The sequence below is a fragment of the Mesorhizobium sp. P160187 genome, assembly GCF_057766425.1.
Window position 1 is genome coordinate 1,414,315 of record NZ_JBYMDX010000003.1, and the last position, 22,516, is coordinate 1,436,830.

Consider the following 22,516-nt stretch of genomic DNA (forward strand, 5'->3'; position numbering starts at 1 on the left):
AAGCGCCGGTCAGCCCTTTTCCGGGTCGATGGCCACCGCCGAGATCGGCACGATCTCGATGCCGCGCTTTTTCGCTTCGACCGCCCAGAACGCCACGGTGTCGACGGTGAGGTCGAAAGCCGAGCCGATGCCGACGGCGGAGCCTTTGGCACGCGCGGTCGCTTCCAGCGCGTCGAGCTTTTTCAGGATGGCGCCGCGGTCCTGCACGGCGTCGATTGCCGTATCGCCGGCGACGAACGGCACACCGTCCTTCAAGGCGAGATCGGACGCCAGGCTCCGCGCGGACGAGCCGTCATCGACATAGGCAAGGCCGCGCTTGCCAAGCTCGGCCATGAACGGCCCCATCGCTGTCGCGTCGGCCGAAAAGCGCGCCCCCATATAGTTCATGACGCCGGTATAGTTGGTGGTCCGCGACAGCGCCCAGCGCAGATTCTTCAGATTGTCGTCCGGGCTTGCCGCCACTGTCAGCGTGTTGCGGCCGGGATTGACGTTGGGATAGTCGAACGGTTCGAGCGGCACCTGCATGACCACCTCATGCCCGCGCTGCCGTGCCGCCTGCATCCAGCGGCCGATGCTGTTGCCTTGCGGCGCAAAAGCCAGCGTCACTTCGGCCGGCAGCTTGGCGATCGCGGCCTGCGTGCCGGTCTGCGACACGGCAAGCCCGCCGATGACGATTGCCACTCGAGCGCCACGCGAACCCGACCACGGCCGCGCATAGACATCGAACGGCCGCCGGCCGTCAGCGGCGCGAACCGGGAGTGGGCCGGTGTCGCTGGCCTCGATCAGCGCCCTGTCGGGGATATGCGCGATCTTCAGGTTCTGGCCGATCGTCGACGGGTCGTGGATGACGATGGCTGCATTGGGCGGGCCGTCACCCTCCTGGGTTTGCACATGGATGATCTGCGGACCGCTGGCCTTGGGCGTTTCCGCCTTCGGCGCTGCCGCCGTCGCTTGAGCAGTGGGTGCTGCGGCCGCGGGCTCGGCCGCCGCCGTCACCTTTGGCGTCGAGACCGCGATTGCTTCCGGTTTGCGGAACGGCTTCTCGCGCAGCGCGATCGCGCCGGAGATGCCGACCGCGGCCAGCACGACCAGCGTCGCCGCGACGGCGCCAGCGCTGATCCCGCGCGACGCGGCACGCGGTCGGACGGTCTGTCCGAGCGGGCGTTCGATGTCCTTGCCGATGTCAGCCAAGCCGCATCCCCGGGCGCATGATCGGCGAAATCTTTTCGCCATGCGCAGATCCAAAACTGACGGCGCGTCCCCTGCGCCTTTTGAGGCGCAGCGCCCAGCGGTCCCCGAATCAAACTGCCGGAACCTCACGGTCCCGGCAGCATTGCATCGCTTCGATTGGGCAGCCAGAGCTACCAGTCGATTTCACTGGTTGAGCACTGCCTTCTCCGGATTCGGCGGGAATGCCGGATCGGTCTTCTGGCCGCGCAGCAGCTGTTCGGCATAGATCAGCTGCAGATCGTCCTTCGGATCCGGCGGCACATAGGCAGCCGAGCCCGAGCCGGTATCGCTCTCGTCGGCGCCCTTGATATGGCCCTTGAGGTCCGATTCGCCGCGCGTCAGGTCCCTGCCCTGCAGTTCGGGCGGCAGCGGCTGGTCGACCTTGATGTCGGGCGTGATGCCCTTGCCCTGGATCGACTTGCCGGACGGCGTGTAATAGAGCGCCGTCGTCAGGCGCAGCGCGCCGTTCTCGCCAAGCGGGATGATGGTCTGCACCGAGCCCTTGCCGAACGACTGCGTGCCGACCACTGTGGCGCGGCGCAGATCCTGCAGCGCGCCGGCGACGATCTCGGAGGCGCTGGCCGAACCGCCATTGACGAGCACGATCAGCGGCTTGGCGCCGATGTCGTCGCCTGCCTTGGCGTCGAAGCGTGTGACGTCCTTCGGGTCGCGGCCGCGGGTCGAGACGATCTCGCCACGGTCGAGGAAGGCGTCGGACACGCTCACCGCCTGGTCGAGCAGGCCGCCCGGGTTGAGGCGCAGATCGAGCACATAGCCCTTGAGCTTGTCGTTCGGCACCTGCTTCTTGATGGTGTCGATGGCGTTCTCGAGGTCGTCATAGGTCTTTTCGGTGAAGGAGGTGATCTTCATGTAGCCGATGTCGTTCTCGACCCGGAACTTGACCGCCTTGACCTTGATGATGTCGCGCACCACCGTCAACTCGATCGGCTTGTCGGCGCCCTGGCGCAGGATGGTCAGCTTGATCGGCGTGTTGACCAGGCCGCGCATCTTTTCGACTGCATCGTTGAGCGTCAGGCCGCGAACCTCTTGGCCGTCGATCTTGGCGATATAGTCGCCGGCCAGCACGCCTGCCTTGGCAGCCGGGGTGTCGTCGATCGGCGTGATCACCTTGACCAGATCGTTCTCCATGGTGACCTCGATGCCGAGGCCGCCGAACTCACCCTTGGTCTGCACACGCATGTCCTGCGCCTGCTCGGCATTCATGTAGGAGGAGTGCGGGTCGAGCGAGGTGAGCATGCCGTTGATGGCGTTTTCGACCAGCGACTTGTCGTCCGGCGGCGTCACATACTGCGCCCGCACGCGCTCGAAGATGTCGCCGAAGATCGCCAGTTGCTTATAGGTCTCGGAGCCTGCAGCGTTCGCCGTCGAGCCGGGCGCGCCATAGACCAGGCTCATCGCTGACGCGCCCATCAGCGCACCGGCAATAAGAAGCGACAGTTTCCGCATCATTTCACGTCCTTCCAGAGAAGCGGTCCGCCCACCATGGGGTCGGATCGACGGGTTTTCCATCCTTGCGGAACTCGACGTAGAGTTCCGGCGTGGCATTTCCATTCTTCGAGGCCGAGGTGCTTGCCACCCGGGCCTCTCCCATCGCGCCGACCGGCTCTCCTGCGAGCACCGACTGGCCAGACGCGACGCTGATTCTGCTCATCCCCGCCAGGACGACATGATAGCCGTCTCCCGCATTGAGGATCAAGAGTTGACCATAGGAGCGAAAAGGCCCCGCATAAAGCACATTTCCGTCCGCCGGTGCCGTGACGATGGCTCCCGATTGTGTCGCAACCATGTCGCCAAGCATCACCGCGCCGTTACCGTCATCGGCCCCGAAACGCAGCTTGATCTTGCCGGTGACCGGCAGCGAGACTTGTCCCTGAAGTGCCGAAAACGGCGCGGCGGCGGTGAGGCGGTTGCCTTCCGGCACGGGCAGCGAAGCCAGCTCCGTCGACGCGGTTGTGCCTGCATCGGCGTTATCGGCGTCCGGCTTATCGCTGTCGGCCGCTTTCTGTTCGCCTGCCTTGACGGCATCCGCCGCCTTGCGGCTCTTGTCGGCTTCAAGCGAAGCGATCAGCTCTTTCAGGCTGCCGGCCTTGGCCGCAAGCGCCTGGGACCGCTGCTTTTCAGCGGCCATCGCCGTCCACGTGTCCGCCTCGAGCTTCTGCTTGGCTTCGAGCAGCATGGAGAGGCGTTTCTTTTCCGCCGTCTGCTCGCCGACCGCCGCCGTCAGCCGCGTCCGCTCGGCCTCGATCGAGGCCGTCACCCGGGTCTGTTCCCTGAGGTCGGCCAGCAATTTGTCGGTCTGCTGGCGCAGTTCCGGAACCACTGCGCCGAGCAGGATGGCGCTGCGCACCGACGACAGCGCGTCTTCCGGCTTGACCAGGATCGCCGGCGGCGGATTGAGCCCCATGCGCTGCAGCGCGCCCAGCACCTCGGCCAGCACGTCGCGCCGCGCCGCCAGCGAGACACGGATCTTCTGTTCCTCGCCCTTCAGTCCTTCGAGCCTGGCGCCGATATCCTCGATGTCCTGGCCGAGCTTCTGCTCGGTCATAGCCGACTGGATAAGCGCCGCGGTGATCGAGGCATGGTCCTTCTTGACCGAAGCAATGTCGGCGGCGAGCTTGGCCAGCCGTTCGGACGACAGCGTGATCTCGGCCGACACCTTCTCATATTCGGCACGGCTCAGATCGGGGTCGGGCGCCACGTCCAGCGTATTTTCGGCCCGTGCAAGCCCGAGCGACAGCAAAACCACCGCCGCAGCGATGCCGCAGCGCGCGTGCCGGAAGCCCGTTCGTGATTTCCCGTTGTCAGCCATTGAAGCCCGACTCTATGCGTGGCTTCGTTAACGAACCATCAACCATGATCGAACCGAAGCCTAGCACAAAACAGCCGCGCATTGGGGCGGAAATCCGGACGATTGACCCTCGACCCACTGATTTACGAACGGTGGTAGGGATGTCCCGAAAGAATCGTTGCCGCCCGATAGAGCTGCTCGCCCAGCATGACACGCACCAGTTGGTGCGGCCAGGTCGCCGCGCCGAACGAGACCATCAGCTCAGCCTGATCGCGAATCGACTGGTCGTGCCCGTCGGCGCCGCCAATGGCGATGACCAACGCCTTGCGTCCGCCATCGCGCAGCTGGCCGATACGGCTGGCGAAATCGTCTGAGGACAGGTTTTTGCCGCGTTCGTCGAGCAGGAACAGCGCCGTGCCCGGCTGCAGCTGTGCCTGCAGCTTCTGGCCTTCCTCGCGGCGGCGCTCATTGGCGTTCTGGGCTCGTCCCTCGGCGATCTCGGCGACACCAGAGAATTCGAACCCGATCGCCGGGCCGCTCTTGGCGAAACGCTCGAAATAGCGGTCGGCGAGTTCTCTCTCGGGGCCGGCCTTCATCCGGCCCACGGCATGAACTGCTATCTTCATCCCTGCCTCGGCGAGCTTTCAATCCATGTCGCACCCCGGATGGTTACGACATGAGACGGAGCTCAGTGCAAGGTCTCTTCCTCGAGGTCCGGCGCCTGCCACATCTTTTCAAGATTGTAGAATTCGCGGACTTCTGGGCGGAAGACATGGACGATGATGTCGCCTGAATCGATCAGGACCCAGTCGGCGCCGGACAGCCCCTCGACGCGCGCCGTGCCGAGACCGGCATCCTTGAGCGCCTTGAGCAGGTGGTCGGCGACAGCCGAGACATGACGGTGCGACCGGCCCGACGCGATGACCATATAGTCGCCGAGGCTCGATTTCCGCTGAATGTCGATTGAGACAATATTTTCGGCCTTGGAGTCTTCCAGACTGGCAAGGACTGTCTTGATGGCACGGGACACGGCGTCATCTACGCTGATCCTGGCCGGCGAAGGCATGACGTCAGCCTTCTTCCGCAATGCTGTTCTCAGTGTATTTCCTTTCGCAGCAAGAACAACCAAATCACCCACGAAATCAGGTGACACCCTATAGATAGGCAGAGTTCCCTTGCAGTTTCAAGACGGGAGGCCCTGCCACCGCGAACGCAGTGCACGACTTCCGGTTCCGGAGCCTTGAGAAAAATCGGAACCCATGGCCGCGGCAGGGGTTATCGACACACCCCCAAACGGATTTTCCTGATGCCAATCGACCCCCAGAACACGCTGCTCACCGTGCAGGCTGGCCTTGCGCAACTCAGCACGCTGATCGTTTCCTATTCCTTCTCCGCCATCGGCGCCATCATCCTGCTGGTCGTCGGCTATCTCGTCGCCGGGCTCGCAGAACGATCGATCTCAGCCGGCCTCGGCCATATCCATGGTTTCGACGCGACGCTGCGCCATTTCTTCTCGAAGATCGTGCGCTACGCCATCCTGATCCTGGTCGTCATCATGGTGCTCGGCCAGTTCGGCGTTCAGACGGCCTCGATCATCGCCGCCATCGGCGCCATCGGGCTGGCAATCGGCCTGGCGCTGCAAGGCACGCTGCAGAACATCGCCGCAGGCATCATGCTTCTGGCGCTCAGGCCATTCCGCATCGGCGAATATGTCGAGGTCGGCGCCATTTCCGGCACCGTCGAGGAAATCGGCTTGTTCGCCACCAAGCTCCGCACGACAGACGGCGTCTATGTGCTGGCGCCCAATTCGACGCTATGGAACCAGCCGGTGCGCAATTTTACCCGTAATGGTGTGCGCCGCGGCGATATCACGCTGAGCATCGGCTCCTGGAACGACATCGACCTGGCGCAGAAAACCATGCTGGGCGTTGCCGGCGGCGAGCGCCGCGTCAAGCGAGAGCCGGCGCCGATCGCCTTCGTCGCCACGGTGGGCGATGCCAGCGTCGCCATCACCTTGCGCTACTGGACCACGGCGGCGGATTTCTTCGCCACCCAGATCGATCTCACCAAACGCGTCAAGCAGGCGTTCGACGCCGAAGCCATTTCGGTTCCCGCACCTCCGCCGGAGGCTCGACAGGAAACTGCCGCCACCAGGCAGTAGGAGCTGTGAAACCGTTCAGCGCTTATCTTCCGGGGCGTAGGCGAGCTCCACCGGCAGCGGCGCCTGCGCCGACATCGGCGCGAAACTGCTGGTCTCCGTAGCGGGGACGGCGCGCGTGGTGGCCACTCGCCACAGCACGAACAGGCAGAAGACAGTGGCGATGACGATGGCCACATAAATGAAGGCCTGCGTGCCATAGACAGCCGACAGGGCCGTCACGATACCCGGCACGATGAACCCCGACAGCGACCAGGCAAACAGCAACGAACTCGACAGCGCCACCATGTCGTCCTTGCCGGCGCGGTCGGCGGCATGCGCGCTGGCCAGCGAATAGATCGATTCCGAGGCGCCGTCCCAGATCACATAGATCACCACCAGCACCGCCAGAGCGCCACCGTCAAAGCCGATAGCCAGAATACCGGCAACGATGGCCAGTGCCGCAGCGCCGGCCAGCACGTAACGGCGATCGGTACGATCCGAAATCCAGCCGAGCGGGATCTGCAGGATCAGCGTGCCGACGGGCATGGCCGACAAAAGCAGCGCCACATCGGCCTGGCTGTAGCCTTTGGCCGTGGCGTGGATCGGCGCAAAGCCGGCGATCGCCATCGACAGACCGCCAACGGCGAGCATGCCGGCCACTCCGACCGGCGAAATCCGCCAGGCGCGACCGAGCGCCACGGAGGCTGCGCGAGGTGGCGGCGGTTGAGCCAACCGCGTCATGCCGACCGGCAGGATCGACACCGCGGTGAAGGCAATGCCGATCAGCGGCGCCTGCGCCGTCGCGATGTCGACCGCCGCCAGCAGGGCATAGCCGACGCCAAGTCCGGCGACATAGGCGACGTAAAACACCGCCATCACCCGGCCGCGAATGGCGTTTGCGACGGCATCGTTGAGCCAGCTCTGGGCGACGATGAACAGGCCGCATATGGCAAAACCGTAAAGCGCGCGCGCCGCGATCCACAGCAGCGGGTAGGTGCCGGCGCCAATGGCAGCATTCGACAGCGCTATCAGCGCCGACAGCACCATGAAGGCGCGGGCGTGCCCGACGCGGCGCACCAGCGGCCCGGTCAGGATACAGCCGGCAAGTCCGCCGGCAGACAGGCCGGTGATGATCAGCCCGGCCCAGGTCGGATCGAAGCGCTCGACGCCAAGCCGGACCGGGATATAGGCGAACATCAACCCGTTGCCGACCGCGATCAGCGCCATCGACATGATTACGCTGGCAATGGCGATCACGGGCGCCGGCGGGGCGCCATGATTGTGGTCGATGTCGGTCTGGTTCACTGAATTGGCCATATCCAGCGCAGCATCGCCCAGCGGATCGCGAAAGGCCGCCGTAAAAGCGACATCGGCGATCTGGCCTTACGAGTTACCCCTTGGCTTGCTTGCGAATAGCACTCGATGACAGCGACGAACGCGGGCCGTGAATAAAAGTCCAGGCCGGCGCCTTCATGCGGGCGAGCCGGGGCGCGTCACCCTCGTCGACGCGGGCATAGTCGAAGGTTTTGGCCACGACCGAGGACAGGAAGGACAGCGTCGCGCCCGGGCGGTCGATGACGGCGATCGGGAAGGTCATGACGATCTGGCGCCAGCGCTGCCAGCGGTGGAAATCGCGAAGCGAGTCGGCGCCCATGATCCAGACGAAATCGACGCCGGGATTGCGTGCCTTGACCAACGCCAGCGTGTCGGCGGTGAAGCGAATATGATGCGCCGCCTCGAAGGCGGTGACCTTGATCTTCGGGTTCTTGGCGATCTGCTCCGACTGCAGCAGCCGGTCGCTCAGCGGCGCCAATTCCCTCGTGCTCTTCAGCGGATTGCCTGGAGTGACCATCCACCAGAGCTGGTCGAGCGCGAGGCGCCGCAAGGCAATTTCCGCCACCAGCGCATGGCCGGCATGCGGCGGGTTGAACGATCCGCCGAACAGGCCGACGGCGAGGCCTTTCTCGGCATGCGGCATGCGGAGGTAGTGCGAGGGGATGGCGGGCTGAAGGGACGACAGCATGGTGCTAGGCACCCCCCTCTGCCCTACCGGGCATCTCCCCCGCAAGGGGGGAGATCAGCAGCTTCGGCAAAGGCAATTTTCTTGCAACGTTAGTGATTGGCGAAGGCGGAAGAAAAAGCTGATCTCCCCCCTTGCGGGGGAGATGTCCGGCAGGACAGAGGGGGGTGTCTGGGCTCAATGCCTCAAGCCCTGACGCGAATGATTCAAGGCCTCACCTGTCCCGACCCGCGCACGCGGTATTTGAACGAGGTCAGCTGTTCGACGCCGACCGGACCGCGCGCATGCATCTTGCCGGTGGCGATGCCGATCTCGGCTCCCATGCCGAATTCGCCGCCATCTGCGAACTGCGTCGAGGCATTGTGCAAAAGGATCGCCGAGTCGATCTCGTTGAAGAACCGCTCGACCGCTTTGGTATCCTCGGCGATGATCGCCTCGGTGTGGTGTGAGGAGAACGTCTCGATATGGTCGATGGCACCGGCAATTCCGTCTACCAGCTTTACCGCGATGATGGCCTCGAGATATTCGGTCACCCAGTCGGCATCGGTCGCCGGCTTGGCGTCGAAGAACAGCTTCATCACTTCCTGATCGGCATGGATCTCGCAGCCGGCGGCGCGTAGCGCGCCGAGGATCGGCACCAGATGCGTGGAGGCCACCGCGCGGTCGACCAGCAAAGTCTCTGCAGCGCCACAGACACCGGTGCGCCGCATCTTGGCGTTGACGGCGATCCTGACCGCCATGTCGAGATCGGCCGAGCGGTCGATGTAGAGATGGCAGATGCCTTCAAGATGGGCAAAGACCGGCACCCGCGCCTCGCTCTGGACGCGCCCGACCAGGCTCTTGCCGCCCCGCGGAATGATGACGTCGAGATTGCCGGAAAGCCCTTTCAGCATCTCACCGACGGCGGCGCGGTCAGTGGTCGGCACCAACTGGATGGCGTCTTCGGGCAGGCCGGCGGCCTTCAACCCCTCGACCAGGCAGGCATGGATGGCGGCGGACGAATTGAGCGAGTCCGAGCCGCCGCGCAGGATCACCGGATTGCCGGCCTTGAGGCAGAGTGCGCCGGCATCCGCCGTCACATTCGGCCGGCTTTCATAAATGACGCCGACAACGCCGAGCGGCGTGCGCACGCGCTCGATCTGCAGGCCGTTGGGGCGATCCCAGGCCGCGATCACATCGCCGACCGGGTCCCTGAGCTCGGCGATTTCACGGATGCCATCCGCCATGGCACGGGTGCGCGCCGGATCGAGCTTCAGCCGGTCCATGAACGAGCCGGACAATCCCGATTCGTGGCCATTCGAGACATCGATGGCGTTGGCGTCGAGAATGTCCTGCTCACGCGAAATGATCGCGTCGGCCATGGCGACGAGTGCGGCATTCTTGGCGTTGGTCGTGGCGATAGCCAGCGGTCGGGCGGCGGCGCGCGCATTGCGGCCTATCCGTGCCATCAAACTGGCTACATCTTCGCCTTGGTGTTTGTTCAACATCTGACCGCTCCGGTGAAGCCTGGTGGATTTACACGCGGCCGGCCTTCGCGGCAATGGCCGCAAATTCGGGAGAGCAGAATGAAGAGCGCCGCAGTCTTGTTTGCTTTGGCCACGATGCTGGCGCCCACCGGCCTTCGCGCAGCCGATTACTGCGATGACAAGATCGAACTCGGCGAGAGCCCCGATGGCCTGGCCATGACCATGGTAGGTTCGATGATGTCCCTCGTACTCGCTGAGCGCTATTGCGGCGCGCTACCGAAGCCGTTTTCCCAAATCTACGTCGTAGTTGAGGAGGGACATGGATGTGGGCCGCGTGTGAGGCTTGAAGCAGAATTCAAGAAAAAGATGGAGGAGGAAAAAGCGACAGACGCAATGATAGCCGACTCAGTCATGCACGACCTCATCGCAGACGGGACGGACCTCCCCCAAGCCGAAATGGATAAACGTGCCAAGGCTATCATTGAAGGACAGTTGGGAGGTTGCAGCAAGCTTCTGAAAATTCAACGGGACGTTCAGGAGAGGTACCGCAACCCGCCCAAATGGCCGCGTGAACCTGACAAGTAGCGCGCCGTCAATCGCAGGGCCGCGCCTCACTCGGCCGCGCCGCTCACCACCAGATCGTCGCGGTGAATCATCGCCGAGCGCGCCTCGTAGCCGAGCACGGTTTCGATCTCGGCGGACTTCAGGCCTGCGATCCTTACGGCATCGGCGGCATCATAGGCAACCAGCCCGCGCGCGATCTCGCGCCCTCCGGGCGACAGGATCGCCACCGTGTCGCCGCGCGAGAAATTGCCGCTGACCAGCCTGACGCCCGCCGGCAGCAGCGATTTGCCGGACAGCAGCGCACCGATGGCGCCGGCGTCGACGGTGAGCCGCCCGGCCGGTTCGAGCTGGCCGGCGATCCAGCTCTTGTAGCCTTTCACCGGATTGGCGCTCGGCCTGAAGAAGGTGGCGCGCTCGCCACGCTCGATCGCCATCAGTGGCGACAGCCTGGTGCCCGAGGTGATGATCATGGCGGTGCCGGCGGCGGTGGCGATCTTGCCGGCGTCGAGCTTGGTGCGCATGCCGCCGCGCGACAGTTCGGAAGCGGCCGCCCCCGCCATCGCCTCGATATCGGGCGTGATGCGGTCGACCACCGGAATGAATTTTGCATCGGGATCGCGCGCCGGCGGCGCCGTATAGAGCCCGTCAATGTCGGAGAGCAGCACCAGCAGGTCGGCGCCCATCATCGTCGCCACGCGTGCCGCCAGCCGGTCATTGTCGCCATAGCGGATTTCGGAGGTCGCTACCGTGTCGTTCTCATTGATGACCGGCACCGCCTTCATCTTGAGCAGCGTCGAGATCGTCGCGCGGGCATTCAGATAGCGTCGGCGCTCCTCGGTGTCGCCGAGCGTCAGCAGGATCTGGCCCGATTTCAGCGCACCCTTGCCCAGCGCATCCGACCATGCGCCGGCGAGCGCAATTTGCCCGACGGCGGCCGCCGCCTGGCTCTCCTCGAGCTTCAGCGCCCGTTTTCCGAGACCGAGAATGGTGCGGCCGAGCGCAATGGCGCCGGACGACACGACCAGGATCTCGGCGCCGCCATTGGCCAGCACCGCAATATCCTCGGCAAGCGAAGCCAGCCAGTCGCGCTTCAGGCCGCTGGTGCGGTCGACCAGCAAGGCCGAACCGATCTTGACCGTGATGCGCCGGTATTTTGTCAGCGACTGCGCCGTCATCGCTATCGGTCCCAGCGGGTCTCGACGGGAGCGGCAGCCCTGTCGCGCGCTTCGCCGACAACTGCCATCAGCGCGCGCAGCACCGCTTCGACGCCCTCGCCGGTGGCCGCCGACAGCAGCATCGGCGCGCGGCCGGCAGCGCGTTTGAGGGACGCAACCTTCTTCTTGCGCTCATCGGCGTCGAGGATATCCACCTGGCTGAGCGCGACGATTTCGACCTTCTCGATCAGCCCATTGCCATAGGCGTCGAGCTCGGCGCGCACGGTCTTGTAGGCTTTGCCCGGGTTTTCCTCCTGCGCCGAGACCAGGTGCAGAAGTACACGCGTGCGCTCGACATGGCCGAGGAAGCGGTCGCCGATGCCGACACCCTCATGCGCGCCCTCGATGAGGCCCGGAATGTCGGCGATGACGAATTCGCGCGCATCGATGCGGGCAACGCCGAGGCCGGGATGCAGCGTGGTGAAGGGGTAGTCTGCGATCTTCGGCTTGGCCGCGGTGACGGTTGCCAAAAAAGTCGACTTGCCTGCATTGGGCAGCCCGACCAGGCCGGCGTCGGCAATCAGCTTCAGCCGCAGCCAGACATTCATCTCTTCGCCGGGCTGGCCGGGATTGGCGCGGCGAGGCGCCTGGTTGGTCGAGGTCTTGAAATGCTGGTTGCCGAAACCGCCATTGCCGCCCTTGGCCAGCAGGAAGCGCTGGCCGACCACGGTCAGGTCGCAGATCAGCGTCTCATTGTCCTCGGCAAACACCTGGGTTCCGGCCGGCACCTTGAGCGTCACATCGGCGCCCTTGGCGCCGGTCATGTTGCGGCCCATGCCGTGGACACCAGTCTTGGCCTTGAAATGCTGCTGATAGCGATAGTCGATCAGCGTGTTGAGACCGTTGACCGCTTCCAGCCAGACATCGCCGCCGCGGCCGCCGTCGCCGCCATCCGGGCCGCCGAACTCGATGAATTTTTCGCGCCGGAACGACACAGAGCCGGCGCCACCGTCGCCGGAGCGGATATAAACCTTGGCTTGATCGAGAAATTTCATTGGACTACGCAGTTTCTGTTGGCCTTGCGGCTTTGCTCTAGATCTTGCGCCTTGCTCTAAACCAAGGCGCGGCCAAGGGCGAGGCCGTTTTGCGACTAAAGCGCCGGATGCCCTTTTGTCGGGGACGCGGTAGCAGTGTTCGCGGACGGAGCTTGAGGGGCGCGGGAATGAAGGTTGTGAGCTACAACATCCAGTACGGTATCGGTCTGGATGGCCGCTACGATCTCGGCCGCATCACCGAGGCGGTTCGCGGCGCCGACGTGATCGCGCTGCAGGAAGTGACCCGCAACAATCCGAGGAACGGCAACCGCGACATGGTCGCCGAGATCGGCGAGGCGCTGCCCGAATATTTTGCCGCCTACGGCAGCAATTTCGAGGTCAATGTCGGCTCGCGCCTGGAGGCCGGCCGCGCCATCACCACCACTTTCCAGCTCGGCAACATGGTGCTGTCGAAGACGCCGATCCATCTGTCGCGCAATCTGCTTGTGCCGCGCAGCCGCAGCCTTGAGGCGATGAACTTCCAGCGCGGCGCACTCGAGGCGCTGGTCGAGACCCCGCTCGGCTTCATCCGCTTCTATTCCACGCATCTTGACCATCGCAGTCCGGTTGAGCGCGCCAGCCAGATCAGGTTCCTGCGCCAGCGCCTGTTGAACTATGCCTTCGAGGGCGGCGGCCTCTCCGGCATTCCCGAGATCGGCCTGCCGGACCTGCCCTATCCCGAAGCCTTCATCGTCATGGGCGACTTCAACATGCTGCCCGGCTCGCCCGAATATGTCGAACTCGTCGGCCGCCCGGACCATGAATTCGGTATGCCGCTGACCGCCGATCTCGCGGTCGACGTCGCCCAGCGCCTGAACACAGCAGACGTCGTCACCTGGGTCGATCCCACGCGACCCGAAGACACAAGCCGCCACAAGCGCATAGACTACATCTTCACCTCGGCCTCGCTCGCCGGATCGCTGAAGCGCCTGTGGGTCGACCGTCAAGCGGTCGGGTCGGACCATCTCCCGATCTGGGTCGAGATGGGCTGAGTTGAGTCCGATCCACAACCAACGTTGCCAAACCTGTCGTTTGGAGGCACGCGCTAGGTGTGTTGAGATTCAGGTCAGACCGAGCCGAAAACACTGGTTTTCGAGAACCGGAGCGGAGCGTACTTAAGTACGTGCACCGGAAGCGCATAAACCCGCGTTTGCAGGCCGGCCTCACCTGAATATCAAAACACCTAGAAATGCACCCAGTTGCGCAGGCTGATCCAGGTCTTTCTGTCCAGCCGGTACCGCTCGACCGGCACCTGGCCGGCGACGATCGAGTTCAGCATGCCCTGGCCGGCATACTGGAAGCCGCATTTGTGGATGACCCGGCGCGAGGCCGGATTGATCACCCGCGCCGAAGCCTGCAGCACCTGGATCGACGTCCGTTGGAAGGCGAGGTCGACCAACGCGTGCGCGGCCTCCGTCGCATAGCCGCGCTTCCAATAGGGCTCGCCGATCCAGTAGCCGAGCTCCAGCCCGCGGTCGGTCATGTTGAGACCGGCGCAGCCGACGAAAATGTCGGTACCGGCCAGCGTCAGGGCATAGGCGATGCCGGCCCGGCGCGACCGGGTCATGGCCAGGAAGGCGCGTGCCTCGGCCTCGCCATAGGGGTGCGGCATGCGGGCCAGCATCTCGGCGACATGACGGTTGTCGGCAAGCTCGACCAGTTGCGCGATATCGGCTTCGCAGGGAGCGCGCATCACCAGCCGCTCGGTGGCCAGCACCGGGCAGTCTATCGCGTAACTTTCGTCCTCGGTGTCTTCCGCTTCGGCAACCATTCGACGTCCTCCAGGCAAGAAAAAAGGGGAGATGGAAAACCCATCTCCCCTGATCCTTTTCCTGGCTCCATTCACTGGTTTGGCCAGACACCGGTTCCCGAGATGGGCGCCGGTTTTATAGTGCGGAACCGGCTACTCCGCGGCTTTGGTAATCGGGTTGACCGATACGTAGGTTCGGCCGTTGGCTTTTTTGTTGAAGGTGACCGCGCCGGTCTCGAGCGCAAAAAGGGTGTGGTCCGTGCCCATGCCGACATTGACGCCGGGATGCCAGGTGGTGCCGCGTTGACGGATGATGATGTTGCCCGGGATGACGGCTTCGCCGCCGAACTTCTTCACGCCCAGACGCTTGGAATGCGAGTCGCGACCGTTGCGCGACGAGCCGCCAGCTTTCTTGTGTGCCATCTAACTAACTCCGATGCGCCCTGGGGCGCTTGAATGGTCTTATGAACGCGTTCGCGTTCCGTTTCAAGTCCGATCCGGCGACCTTGTCGCCGGTTCGTTTTACTTCTTCGCCAGTTCCTTGGCCTGCTCGCGCCAGTCGTTGATCTGGTCGGTGCTGAAGGGCATGTGCGCGTCGATCTTGGCCACGTCCTTGTCCGACAGCTTGGCAAGCTGGGCGAAGGTGGTGATGCCCTGCTCGTGCAGCTGGCCGGCGGCAACCGGGCCGATGCCCTTGATCACGGCCAAATCGTCCGGCTCGCCCTTCGGCGCCTTGAACAGCGGCGCGGCGACGGCGGTCTCCGTCTTGGCTTCATCCTTCGGAGCAGCCTCGGCTTTGGCTTCCTTCTTCGCCTTGGCTTCCTTCGGCGCGGCCTCGGCCTTCGCCTCGGGCGCTACGTCAGCCTTGACTTCCTTGGCTTCCACCTTGGCTGCGGCTTTCTTGGAAGGCTTGGCGCCACCCAGCAGGATCTCGGCGATCCGCACGGTGGTCAGAAGCTGGCGGTGGCCGATCTTGCGGCGCGAATTCTGCCGGCGGCGCTTCTTGAAAGCGATGACGGTGCGGTTCTTGCCCTGCTCGACGACTTCCGCCGTGACCAGAGCGCCATCGACGAACGGGGCGCCGAAGGTGACATTTTCGCCTTCGCCATGGGCGAGGACGCTGCCGATTTCGACGATATCGCCGACATTGGCTTCGAGCTTCTCGATCTTCAGGAGATCGTTGGCGGCAACGCGATACTGCTTACCGCCCGTTTTAATGACTGCGAACATTTTTTGCCTTTCGCTGTTCGGTCGGCCTCGATGAGCCGCGTCACGCGGTTCGGCCGTCTTTTTGTCAGTCTGCGGGTTCGAAAAACAAGCGGCGTGGAAGAACCCTCCACGCCGATTGCGCGCTTCCCCTAACCGAAGGTTCGGCACGAGTCAAGGCAAACGGGCGGAATCCTTGGCCACGCCGCCTCCTTGCCGCCCCCGATCTCTCCAGTCGAGGACCGGTTGGCCCCATCTGCCGACGTGGCCGCAACGCAGCCCTCCAGACAGAGCCCGCACAGGAAGCTGAATTCCCCCGCGGATTTGGCCTTGTAACCTGCCCGCCCAGCCGTTATCTAGTGCGCCGCGCCGGCAACGGCCGACCATGACCGCGGAGAGGTGGCAGAGTGGTCGAATGCACCGCACTCGAAATGCGGCATGGGTGCAAGCCCATCGGGGGTTCGAATCCCTCCCTCTCCGCCACCCTACGCCCTGCGGGCTTCGGGTGGCAGGCCACCCGGAACCGCATCTGGGCGTAGGAGTGTCGCCCGAAGCTACGAAGTAGCGTAGGGGGACCGGAACGAAGCAGGATGCCCTCCGAAGCTTCAGCGAAGGGGCTGCCGCTAGGCAACGAGGCCTTGCCTCATTTGGTTTACCTCTTCGATCGGGACTGGATGCCCGGTGAGGAAGCCCTGCATCAAATTTACCCCCAGGCGCTGCAGCAATATGTACTGCTCTTCGGTTTCGACGCCCTCGGCGAGCACGACATGGCCGAGATTGCGAAGCAGTCCGACCATGTCCCGCAACAGGCTCAAGCCGCGAGAGGTCTGGCAATCGTGGAGGAAGCTGCGATCGATCTTTACCACGTCGAATTTGAACCGGCGCAGCCATGTAAGGCCGGCAAATCCCGTTCCGAAATCGTCCAGCCAGATCTGAACGCCAAGTTTTCGCAACCGCTCCACGTTTCTGACCGCTTGCGCCTCCAGAAAGATGTCACTGCCTTCGGTGATTTCGATGGCCAGTTTCTGTGGAGCAAGGCCGTGCCTGCCAAGGATTTCGGTGATCCGGAGTGAAAAGTTGGGAGCCTTGAGCTGAAGAACGGATACGTTCACCGTCACGACCGAGCCCAATCCGTATTCCGCCATGTCACCGCAGGCTCGATCGATCAGCCACGTACCCAGTTCCACGATCGCTCCGGTCTGCTCGGCAACGGGTATGAATACGGACGGACTGATCATGGTGCCGTCGAAGTCGCATACCCGCATCAGACTCTCGTGGCCCAGCACGCGTCCCGACGCCAGCTCGCGAATTGGCTGGTAAGCGACAGAAACGAGCTGGTTGGAAACTGCCACCTTCAGCAGTTCTGAAAGATTTTCGCCGGAGCGATCCTGGCTGGTGGCGTGCGGGTCGTAAATCGTGAACGTAGCCCGACCGGCAAACTTGGACGCGTAGAGTGCGCGGTCCGCTTCCTGCAGCAGGATTCTAAGCTCTATGCTCTGATCGGCGCGCGTCAACGACGCTCCGGCACTGATCGTGACGATGTTGAGCTTGTCGCCCCGATCAGGGTGGTAGATATCCAAATCCTCTACAGCGCGACAGAATTTCTTCGTTATCTCATGAAGGTGAGCCCGCCCGGTGACCTTGCAGAGAATGACGAATTCTTCTCCGCCATAGCGGGCCGCGATGGCGTTGTTGGCAGCCGCCATCTCGGAAAGGACATGGGCGAGTTTGATCAGGCAATCGTCGCCGGCCTGGTGACCAAGTCCGTCATTAAACCTTTTGAAGTAGTCGACGTCGATCAGAATGAGGCCTATCTCGTCGTCGTCCGCGGCCCAGTCTTCGCGCAGCTCCGAGAATTCTCGAATGATCGCCCTGCGGTTCTTCATTCCCGTGAGCGGATCGGTGTCGGCGATTTCAGTTAGCTTTTGCCCCTTCTTGATAGCAGCCTGCTCCTGGAATTGTGCCCGAAGCGCGTGCAGGAAAGTCTGGTACCGCTCCAGACTCAGCCGCCAGGAAAGATAAAGCGACAAGACGAGGCAGTTCACGAAATAGGCCGACAACACGACCCGACCGGCGATGTCGGCCTGAAGGGAGAACATCGCGGCGTACACAAAGCTTGCGGCGACCGTCGCGGAGGCAAGGGCTGAAAGCCAAAAACGGAAGTTGAAGAACAGATTCGCACCCAGGATGAACACTGTGCCAAAAACCATGAAATGGGAGAGGGCATCCTGATGCTCTGTTCCAACAGCGGAGACGAGCCACCCAAGGGCACCGGAGACAATCGCCAGCGCTGCTACAAGGTGCAAGGTGGCAAGGGCAAAGCCCCGTCGGGCGACAAATTCGACAAGCGCCAGGGAAGTGACCCCTAGCGTAACGCGCGTCAAAACAAGCCGGCCGGCGACATCCGGAAAGAGAAACCAATCGAAAAGGCCATAGGCCACATAGCTGAATACAGCAGCCGCAATACCCCATCGCACAAGGCTGCGATTCTCATCGGCATCCTTCTGCAGGAACAGTGTCAGGAGTTCCGGATCGGCGGAATGCCACCGCGGACGTCCAATCGCTGCCGCCACCTTCTGGGCAACGTCCTCGCTCAGTTGCATCGCAACGCTCCTCCGCGATCTGCAGTAGCGAATGCAACAGCCGACGTCGCCTGCGGTCGGGGAATGAAGACGTCCCTGTCCGCAAGAAAAGTCAGATGTCGCTAACCGAGGGTAAACGGGCGGTTCGGATTTAGCCAGTTTGCAGGATTGATGGCCGTTCCGTTGATTAAAATTTTACTTAAATTTTATTAAAATTGTTAGCATTGGTTGGCGGCGCACCTATGCTGCTGGCCGGGGACCGGGGCGGTAAACCGGAGAGTAAACGGCATGCCTATCAAGCCAAAACTGCAGCTCGACCAATACAGCCTGGTCACCACCAGGCTGATGAAGAAACATGTTGCGACCTCCGAAGAGGCGGCTGACTCCGACGAGTTGAGGGACAGCACGGCCCAGCTCGCCCTGATACTGGACCTTGCTCATCAAGCCTTTGCGCGAAACAAACCGGCCGCCCCCGTCGTCCATCGTTTGGCGGGGCGACTCCACAAGCTCCGCCGGCAGGTTGCTACCGCGGTTTGGCAGAAACTCGTTCCTTTGGCTCAGCAGCATCGGGTCGCGGAATATTTGCTCCAGGACCCGTTCACGCGGTGGTCGGTCGAAAAACCGCGCGGGTATTCGGGCGATGCAGGCCTGCTGGATATTTACTACAAGCATCCGATCGCCGACGAGATCGTGGCCTCGTCTACCTTACTTGGTCGGCAAATCTATGCGTACACCAGTGAAGCTGCCAGTTCGGTGGCGGGGCGCGAGCGGCGGGATATTCTGGCCAGGACCGTGGACGAGACGGCCAGCAGTGTGGAAAAGGCTGAGGTGCTGGCGATTGCCTGCGGCCACCTCAGGGAAGCCGAACGCTCCGACGCGTTGGCCAGGCATAAACTGCAGCGTTGGATCGGCCTGGATCAGGACCCCGTCAGCGTAGCCACGGTGAACCACGACTTTGCCGGCACGGCAGTCGAGGCAGTCCAGGGTTCCGTACGCGGCATCCTGCGCCGCGCCTACGCCCTTGGCACATTCGATCTCGTCTACGCATCGGGGCTTTACGATTACCTGCCGCGTGCCATCGGCGTCCGCCTGCTTCAAAGAGCCATGGAACTCGTCAAGCCCGGTGGCGAATTCCTGTTTGCCAATTTCAGCGACGAGATAACGACGGATGGTTACATGGAGACTTTCATGGATTGGCCGCTCATCCTACGTTCGGCCGACGATATGTGGGACATCATCAATGCCGCCCTCGGCGGGAGTCCTTTCGACGCGAAAGTCTACTATGGCTCGAACCGGAATATCGTTTACGGCAAGGTGAGGAAGGGCGATCTCTAACTAGGCGCGGGAATCGCGCGCGCATCCCCGTAGCAAGGTAGGTCTGCCATGACGAGGCCATGCCTTCGCCGGCTTTCCGGCGACGGGCGAGCAGCTCGTCCGGGCTGCGGGCGGCCTACGCCGTGTTCGTTCTGCTTGCCGCCATACAGATGTGGCGGCGGTTCCAGCAGCACGACGGTGCTGCCCGCTCGGCGGGCTGCGTCTGGCCGTGTTGCTGGCACTGCCGCTGATCGCCAGGCTGTCGGTCGTGCAATGCAACGCGACTGGCCGGCCTGATCAGGCCTCGAAATAGCCGGGACGGTCGAGATCGGCGATGAGCCCAAGCCCGGTCGGCTGCCATCCCAGCGCAGTGCGGGTCTGCTCACTTGACGCCGACAAGTCCCTGCCGATGAAATGCCCGAGAAAGCCGAAATGCGCAGCCGCCTCCTCGGGGCCTATGGAAACGACCGGCAGGCCGAGCCGGCGGCCGATGATCTCGGCGATCTCTTTGCTCGCCACGCCCTGTTCGGCAACCGCATGATAGCTGACGCCGCCCGCCCCCTTCTCCAGCGCCAGCCTGTACAGGGTGGCGGCGTCGAACCGGTGCACCGCCGCCCAGCGATTTGCGCCGTCGCCGACATAGGCCGAGACGCCCTTTTCACGCGCAATGGCAATCAGCATCGGCACGAAACCGTGATCGCCCTCGCCATGGACGGTCGGCGCCAGCCGCACCGTCGATGCGCGCACCCCGCGCGCTGCGAGCGCCACGGCCGTTGCTTCCGAAGCGCGCGGCATGGAGACCGATGGAGGCGCAGGTTTGTCGTCTTCGGTTGCCGGCCTTCCCTGAGCAAAACCGGCGAGTCCGGAGGTGACAAGCAGCGGCCGCTCGGAACCCTCGAGCGCCGCGCCGAGCGTTTCGATGGCGCGCTGGTCAACTGCGCAACTGGCGGCGAATCTCGAAAAGTCGTGGTTGAAGGCCGTGTGGATGACGCCATCCGATTGGGCAGCGCCGCTGCGCAGGCTGTCGAAATCCTCGATATCGCCGCGATGCGCCTCGGCGCCCGCGGCCACGATCGACTCCGCACCTGCTTCCGACCGCGCGAGGCCAAGCACCTGATGGCCCGCCCCGAGCAATTCCCGCACAACAGCCGAACCGACAAAACCGGTAGCCCCGGTAACGAACACACGCATGATCATTTCTCCTTGGTTTTCGGCGAAGGCCGTACAGGCAGCCCGTTGCCGAAGGAGATAGAAGGTTGCGATCATACGATCTATACTGTAAAATCCGAGATATCTTCGCAATCGTCCGAGAACGCTCATGGATCCGCTGTCAGACGTGCTGTCGCTACTGAAGCCGCGCAATTACCTGTCGGCTGGGCTGGAAACCGGTGGCGACTGGGCGATCCAGTTCCCTGACCAGCAGGCCGCCATCAAATGCGGCGCCGTGGTGTCCGGCCGATGCTGGCTGTCGGTCGAGGGCGTCCCTGACGCGGTGCGGCTGGACGTGGGCGACTGCTTCCTGTTGCCGCGCGGCCGGCCTTTCCGCCTTGCCAGCGATCTCGGCCTGCCGACGGTCGATGCGCGAACGATCTTTTCACCGGCGCGGACCGGCGGCATCACCGTCCATAATGGCGGCGGCGATTTCCTCCTGGTCAGCAGTCGCTTCACGCTGTCCGGCGACCATGCCGGCATCCTGTTGCGGATGCTGCCGCCCATCGTCCATATCCGCGGCGAGAGCGACCATTCGGCGCTTCGCTGGCCGGTCGAGCGGATGATGCAGGAATTGCGCCAGCGGCGTCCCGGCGGCTTTCTCATCGTCGAGCACCTCGCCCACATGATCCTGATCGAGGCCTTGCGCCTGCATATGACGGCGCAAGGCAATGTCGGCTGGCTGTTCGCACTGACCGACAGGCAGATCGGCGCGGCGATCGGCGCCATGCACGAAGACCCGGCCCATGGCTGGACATTGCAGAAGCTGGCCGAGCGCGCCGGCATGTCGCGATCGACTTTTGCGCTCAGATTCAAGCAGACGGTCGGGGCCTCACCCCTGGATTATCTGACGCGCTGGCGCATGATGCTGGCCGGCGACCGGCTGATGCATTCCGGCGATCCGGTTTCCGTCATCGCCCTGGCGCTCGGCTACGAATCCGAAAGCGCCTTCAGCACGGCATTCAAGCGCGTCATGGGCTGTTCGCCGCGGCAGTACAGCCGCCGGGAGCCGGACCTGACTGCGCAGGCCGAACGCGAAGCCGCCTGAGGCGGCGATCCGATCGCCTTGATCACCTTGCCCTTAAAGGCTGTAGCGCGAACGAAACTCGGTGAACGACATCGCCAGATGGTTCTCGTCCACATGGCCGGTGATTCCGTCCACACTGCGCGAGTCGAGTTGTAGCGGGCGAGCCAGAGCGGACAATTGCCGAAGCCGCTCGGATTTCCCAGCGCGCTTCGACCGCTGCGGCCCTTCTGCTCAGATCGATCCCTTGCTTGCTCCATGGCATGCGCTTGACAATCGACTGATTCGCAACCCTTCGGGAATATAAGTATTTCTGTTAACTTAGGGATAATCGGCAGCAGGAACTAGATTTCAGACGCTCAATTGGCACGAGCAAAATCGCGTTTTTCATGCTTTCAGAATGACTTGCTCGCGTGCTGGCGGTTAACCGGCACCAACTTCTCCGATTTCCTTGCCTCTACGGCTGGGTAGCGCAATAGGGTTAATTGCGCGATTGCTAATATGCCTATATCTTAGGCGGCGCGGGGGCCTCATATCTCCCCGCAGTGGCCGGTGCGGTGAAGCCCCACAAGCATGCCCAACCTGCACCGGCCATTCCCTATGGCTGGGTATGGTCTTCGCGCTCGGCAACTTTTCCAAGAGCTTCCGTGAAGCCTCTAGGACGCGTCGCGTTTCGGCGATGGTCGATTGCAGGGAGTCCAGTTGGCTCTCCGCTCGGAGCTGGCTACGGCGGGCGCTTTCAATGAACTGGTGGTCAGGTTCCCACCGGTCTTTCATCAGGCTTAGCCTCTCTGCAGACGAACGAACTTGTCGAGATGCAGGCGTATCCGCTGGCCCTCAGCATAGGACAGCGCAAACGGTTCAATCACGAATGATCGGGTAATTTCCTGGTCTTCCTTGGCCACAGGAACGGACCATTCGCCGCCGGTTCGACCACTTCCACGCAAGGCAATG

At 63.2% G+C, this 22,516-nt stretch carries 20 protein-coding genes and 1 tRNA gene; 6 read left to right on the top strand and 15 right to left on the bottom strand.

Translation table 11 applies throughout. The annotated features are described in order from the left end of the window. Positions 1-9: 9 nt before the first annotated feature. From AC3CCE_RS10280 to rsfS, 5 genes are all read right to left on the bottom strand, one after another. Positions 10-1,191, bottom strand: coding sequence for a divergent polysaccharide deacetylase family protein (locus tag AC3CCE_RS10280; protein ID WP_352623776.1), 1,182 nt, complete (start codon positions 1,189-1,191; stop codon positions 10-12). Between the two features lie 183 nt (positions 1,192-1,374). Continuing rightward, on the bottom strand, positions 1,375-2,700 hold the full coding sequence (locus AC3CCE_RS10285; RefSeq protein ID WP_023668701.1) for a S41 family peptidase: 1,326 nt from the start codon (positions 2,698-2,700) through the stop codon (positions 1,375-1,377). A 1-nt stretch (position 2,701) separates the two neighbouring features. Further along, positions 2,702-4,060 carry a murein hydrolase activator EnvC family protein gene (locus AC3CCE_RS10290; protein WP_023668700.1) on the bottom strand — a complete coding sequence of 453 codons (1,359 nt, stop codon included), beginning with the start codon at positions 4,058-4,060 and terminating at the stop codon, positions 2,702-2,704. Between the two features lie 122 nt (positions 4,061-4,182). Further along, a complete protein-coding gene (gene rlmH / locus AC3CCE_RS10295; RefSeq protein WP_023668699.1) occupies positions 4,183-4,665 on the bottom strand; it encodes a 23S rRNA (pseudouridine(1915)-N(3))-methyltransferase RlmH in 483 nt (160 codons plus the stop codon). A 62-nt stretch (positions 4,666-4,727) separates the two neighbouring features. Then, on the bottom strand, positions 4,728-5,105 hold the full coding sequence (gene rsfS, locus AC3CCE_RS10300; protein ID WP_023668698.1) for a ribosome silencing factor: 378 nt from the start codon (positions 5,103-5,105) through the stop codon (positions 4,728-4,730). Positions 5,106-5,345: 240 nt separating this feature from the next. On the opposite strand from rsfS, the gene AC3CCE_RS10305 reads away from it, so the two are divergent. Next, positions 5,346-6,200 (top strand): mechanosensitive ion channel family protein, encoded by an 855-nt coding sequence (locus AC3CCE_RS10305; protein WP_023736854.1) that lies wholly within the window; start codon positions 5,346-5,348, stop codon positions 6,198-6,200. A 15-nt stretch (positions 6,201-6,215) separates the two neighbouring features. Here the strand turns inward: AC3CCE_RS10305 and AC3CCE_RS10310 are convergent, their stop codons facing one another. The 3 genes from AC3CCE_RS10310 to AC3CCE_RS10320 all read right to left on the bottom strand — a co-directional run bounded on the left by AC3CCE_RS10310 (position 6,216) and on the right by AC3CCE_RS10320 (position 9,686). Then, complete coding sequence (locus AC3CCE_RS10310) at positions 6,216-7,484, bottom strand: MFS transporter (protein WP_460221828.1); 1,269 nt, start codon at positions 7,482-7,484, stop codon at positions 6,216-6,218. Positions 7,485-7,569: 85 nt separating this feature from the next. Next, positions 7,570-8,202, bottom strand: coding sequence for a nicotinate-nucleotide adenylyltransferase (locus AC3CCE_RS10315; RefSeq protein WP_023700240.1), 633 nt, complete (start codon positions 8,200-8,202; stop codon positions 7,570-7,572). Between the two features lie 203 nt (positions 8,203-8,405). Beyond that, on the bottom strand, positions 8,406-9,686 hold the full coding sequence (locus tag AC3CCE_RS10320) for a glutamate-5-semialdehyde dehydrogenase (RefSeq protein ID WP_023824281.1): 1,281 nt from the start codon (positions 9,684-9,686) through the stop codon (positions 8,406-8,408). Between the two features lie 78 nt (positions 9,687-9,764). Between AC3CCE_RS10320 and AC3CCE_RS10325 the strand changes: the two genes are divergently transcribed. Beyond that, positions 9,765-10,250 (top strand): hypothetical protein, encoded by a 486-nt coding sequence (locus AC3CCE_RS10325; protein WP_023824282.1) that lies wholly within the window; start codon positions 9,765-9,767, stop codon positions 10,248-10,250. A 26-nt stretch (positions 10,251-10,276) separates the two neighbouring features. Here AC3CCE_RS10325 and proB read toward each other — a convergent pair whose 3' ends face one another. Both proB and obgE read right to left on the bottom strand, forming a co-directional pair. Beyond that, complete coding sequence (proB, locus tag AC3CCE_RS10330) at positions 10,277-11,404, bottom strand: glutamate 5-kinase (RefSeq protein ID WP_023824283.1); 1,128 nt, start codon at positions 11,402-11,404, stop codon at positions 10,277-10,279. 2 nt (positions 11,405-11,406) lie between these two features. Further along, entirely contained in the window at positions 11,407-12,438 is a 1,032-nt protein-coding gene (gene obgE / locus AC3CCE_RS10335; protein WP_023668691.1) for a GTPase ObgE, read from the bottom strand. 167 nt (positions 12,439-12,605) lie between these two features. On the opposite strand from obgE, the gene AC3CCE_RS10340 reads away from it, so the two are divergent. Continuing rightward, entirely contained in the window at positions 12,606-13,469 is an 864-nt protein-coding gene (locus AC3CCE_RS10340) for an endonuclease/exonuclease/phosphatase family protein (RefSeq protein WP_352623780.1), read from the top strand. A gap of 191 nt (positions 13,470-13,660) precedes the next feature. Here the strand turns inward: AC3CCE_RS10340 and AC3CCE_RS10345 are convergent, their stop codons facing one another. From AC3CCE_RS10345 to AC3CCE_RS10355, 3 genes are all read right to left on the bottom strand, one after another. Then, positions 13,661-14,248, bottom strand: coding sequence for a GNAT family N-acetyltransferase (locus AC3CCE_RS10345; RefSeq protein WP_352623781.1), 588 nt, complete (start codon positions 14,246-14,248; stop codon positions 13,661-13,663). A 132-nt stretch (positions 14,249-14,380) separates the two neighbouring features. Continuing rightward, positions 14,381-14,650 carry a 50S ribosomal protein L27 gene (rpmA, locus tag AC3CCE_RS10350; protein WP_015315190.1) on the bottom strand — a complete coding sequence of 90 codons (270 nt, stop codon included), beginning with the start codon at positions 14,648-14,650 and terminating at the stop codon, positions 14,381-14,383. A 99-nt stretch (positions 14,651-14,749) separates the two neighbouring features. Then, positions 14,750-15,457, bottom strand: a complete 708-nt coding sequence (locus AC3CCE_RS10355) for a 50S ribosomal protein L21 (protein WP_023700236.1) — start codon at positions 15,455-15,457, stop codon at positions 14,750-14,752. Between the two features lie 369 nt (positions 15,458-15,826). On the opposite strand from AC3CCE_RS10355, the gene AC3CCE_RS10360 reads away from it, so the two are divergent. Continuing rightward, a tRNA-Ser gene (locus AC3CCE_RS10360) sits at positions 15,827-15,916 on the top strand. Positions 15,917-16,056: 140 nt separating this feature from the next. Here the strand turns inward: AC3CCE_RS10360 and AC3CCE_RS10365 are convergent. After that, complete coding sequence (locus AC3CCE_RS10365) at positions 16,057-18,036, bottom strand: putative bifunctional diguanylate cyclase/phosphodiesterase (RefSeq protein ID WP_023818239.1); 1,980 nt, start codon at positions 18,034-18,036, stop codon at positions 16,057-16,059. Between the two features lie 267 nt (positions 18,037-18,303). Here AC3CCE_RS10365 and AC3CCE_RS10370 point away from each other — a divergent pair, with 267 nt between their 5' ends. Then, positions 18,304-19,350 carry a class I SAM-dependent methyltransferase gene (locus AC3CCE_RS10370; protein ID WP_023684116.1) on the top strand — a complete coding sequence of 349 codons (1,047 nt, stop codon included), beginning with the start codon at positions 18,304-18,306 and terminating at the stop codon, positions 19,348-19,350. 276 nt (positions 19,351-19,626) lie between these two features. Here AC3CCE_RS10370 and AC3CCE_RS10375 read toward each other — a convergent pair whose 3' ends face one another. Further along, entirely contained in the window at positions 19,627-20,520 is an 894-nt protein-coding gene (locus AC3CCE_RS10375) for an SDR family oxidoreductase (RefSeq protein WP_352623784.1), read from the bottom strand. Between the two features lie 127 nt (positions 20,521-20,647). On the opposite strand from AC3CCE_RS10375, the gene AC3CCE_RS10380 reads away from it, so the two are divergent. Then, complete coding sequence (locus AC3CCE_RS10380) at positions 20,648-21,586, top strand: AraC family transcriptional regulator (RefSeq protein WP_023668685.1); 939 nt, start codon at positions 20,648-20,650, stop codon at positions 21,584-21,586. The last annotated feature ends 930 nt before the right edge of the window (positions 21,587-22,516 follow it).

Coding starts and splice junctions, on each gene's coding strand:
- AC3CCE_RS10285 (WP_023668701.1), bottom strand. CDS start 2,700: ATGATGCGGAAACTGTCGCTTCTTATTGCCGGTGCGCTGATGGGCGCG.
- AC3CCE_RS10290 (WP_023668700.1), bottom strand. CDS start 4,060: ATGGCTGACAACGGGAAATCACGAACGGGCTTCCGGCACGCGCGCTGC.
- rlmH (WP_023668699.1), bottom strand. CDS start 4,665: ATGAAGATAGCAGTTCATGCCGTGGGCCGGATGAAGGCCGGCCCCGAG.
- rsfS (WP_023668698.1), bottom strand. CDS start 5,105: ATGCCTTCGCCGGCCAGGATCAGCGTAGATGACGCCGTGTCCCGTGCC.
- AC3CCE_RS10305 (WP_023736854.1), top strand. CDS start 5,346: ATGCCAATCGACCCCCAGAACACGCTGCTCACCGTGCAGGCTGGCCTT.
- AC3CCE_RS10315 (WP_023700240.1), bottom strand. CDS start 8,202: ATGCTGTCGTCCCTTCAGCCCGCCATCCCCTCGCACTACCTCCGCATG.
- AC3CCE_RS10320 (WP_023824281.1), bottom strand. CDS start 9,686: ATGTTGAACAAACACCAAGGCGAAGATGTAGCCAGTTTGATGGCACGG.
- AC3CCE_RS10325 (WP_023824282.1), top strand. CDS start 9,765: ATGAAGAGCGCCGCAGTCTTGTTTGCTTTGGCCACGATGCTGGCGCCC.
- proB (WP_023824283.1), bottom strand. CDS start 11,404: ATGACGGCGCAGTCGCTGACAAAATACCGGCGCATCACGGTCAAGATC.
- obgE (WP_023668691.1), bottom strand. CDS start 12,438: ATGAAATTTCTCGATCAAGCCAAGGTTTATATCCGCTCCGGCGACGGT.
- AC3CCE_RS10340 (WP_352623780.1), top strand. CDS start 12,606: ATGAAGGTTGTGAGCTACAACATCCAGTACGGTATCGGTCTGGATGGC.
- AC3CCE_RS10345 (WP_352623781.1), bottom strand. CDS start 14,248: ATGGTTGCCGAAGCGGAAGACACCGAGGACGAAAGTTACGCGATAGAC.
- rpmA (WP_015315190.1), bottom strand. CDS start 14,650: ATGGCACACAAGAAAGCTGGCGGCTCGTCGCGCAACGGTCGCGACTCG.
- AC3CCE_RS10355 (WP_023700236.1), bottom strand. CDS start 15,457: ATGTTCGCAGTCATTAAAACGGGCGGTAAGCAGTATCGCGTTGCCGCC.
- AC3CCE_RS10365 (WP_023818239.1), bottom strand. CDS start 18,036: ATGCAACTGAGCGAGGACGTTGCCCAGAAGGTGGCGGCAGCGATTGGA.
- AC3CCE_RS10370 (WP_023684116.1), top strand. CDS start 18,304: ATGCCTATCAAGCCAAAACTGCAGCTCGACCAATACAGCCTGGTCACC.
- AC3CCE_RS10375 (WP_352623784.1), bottom strand. CDS start 20,520: ATGCGTGTGTTCGTTACCGGGGCTACCGGTTTTGTCGGTTCGGCTGTT.
- AC3CCE_RS10380 (WP_023668685.1), top strand. CDS start 20,648: ATGGATCCGCTGTCAGACGTGCTGTCGCTACTGAAGCCGCGCAATTAC.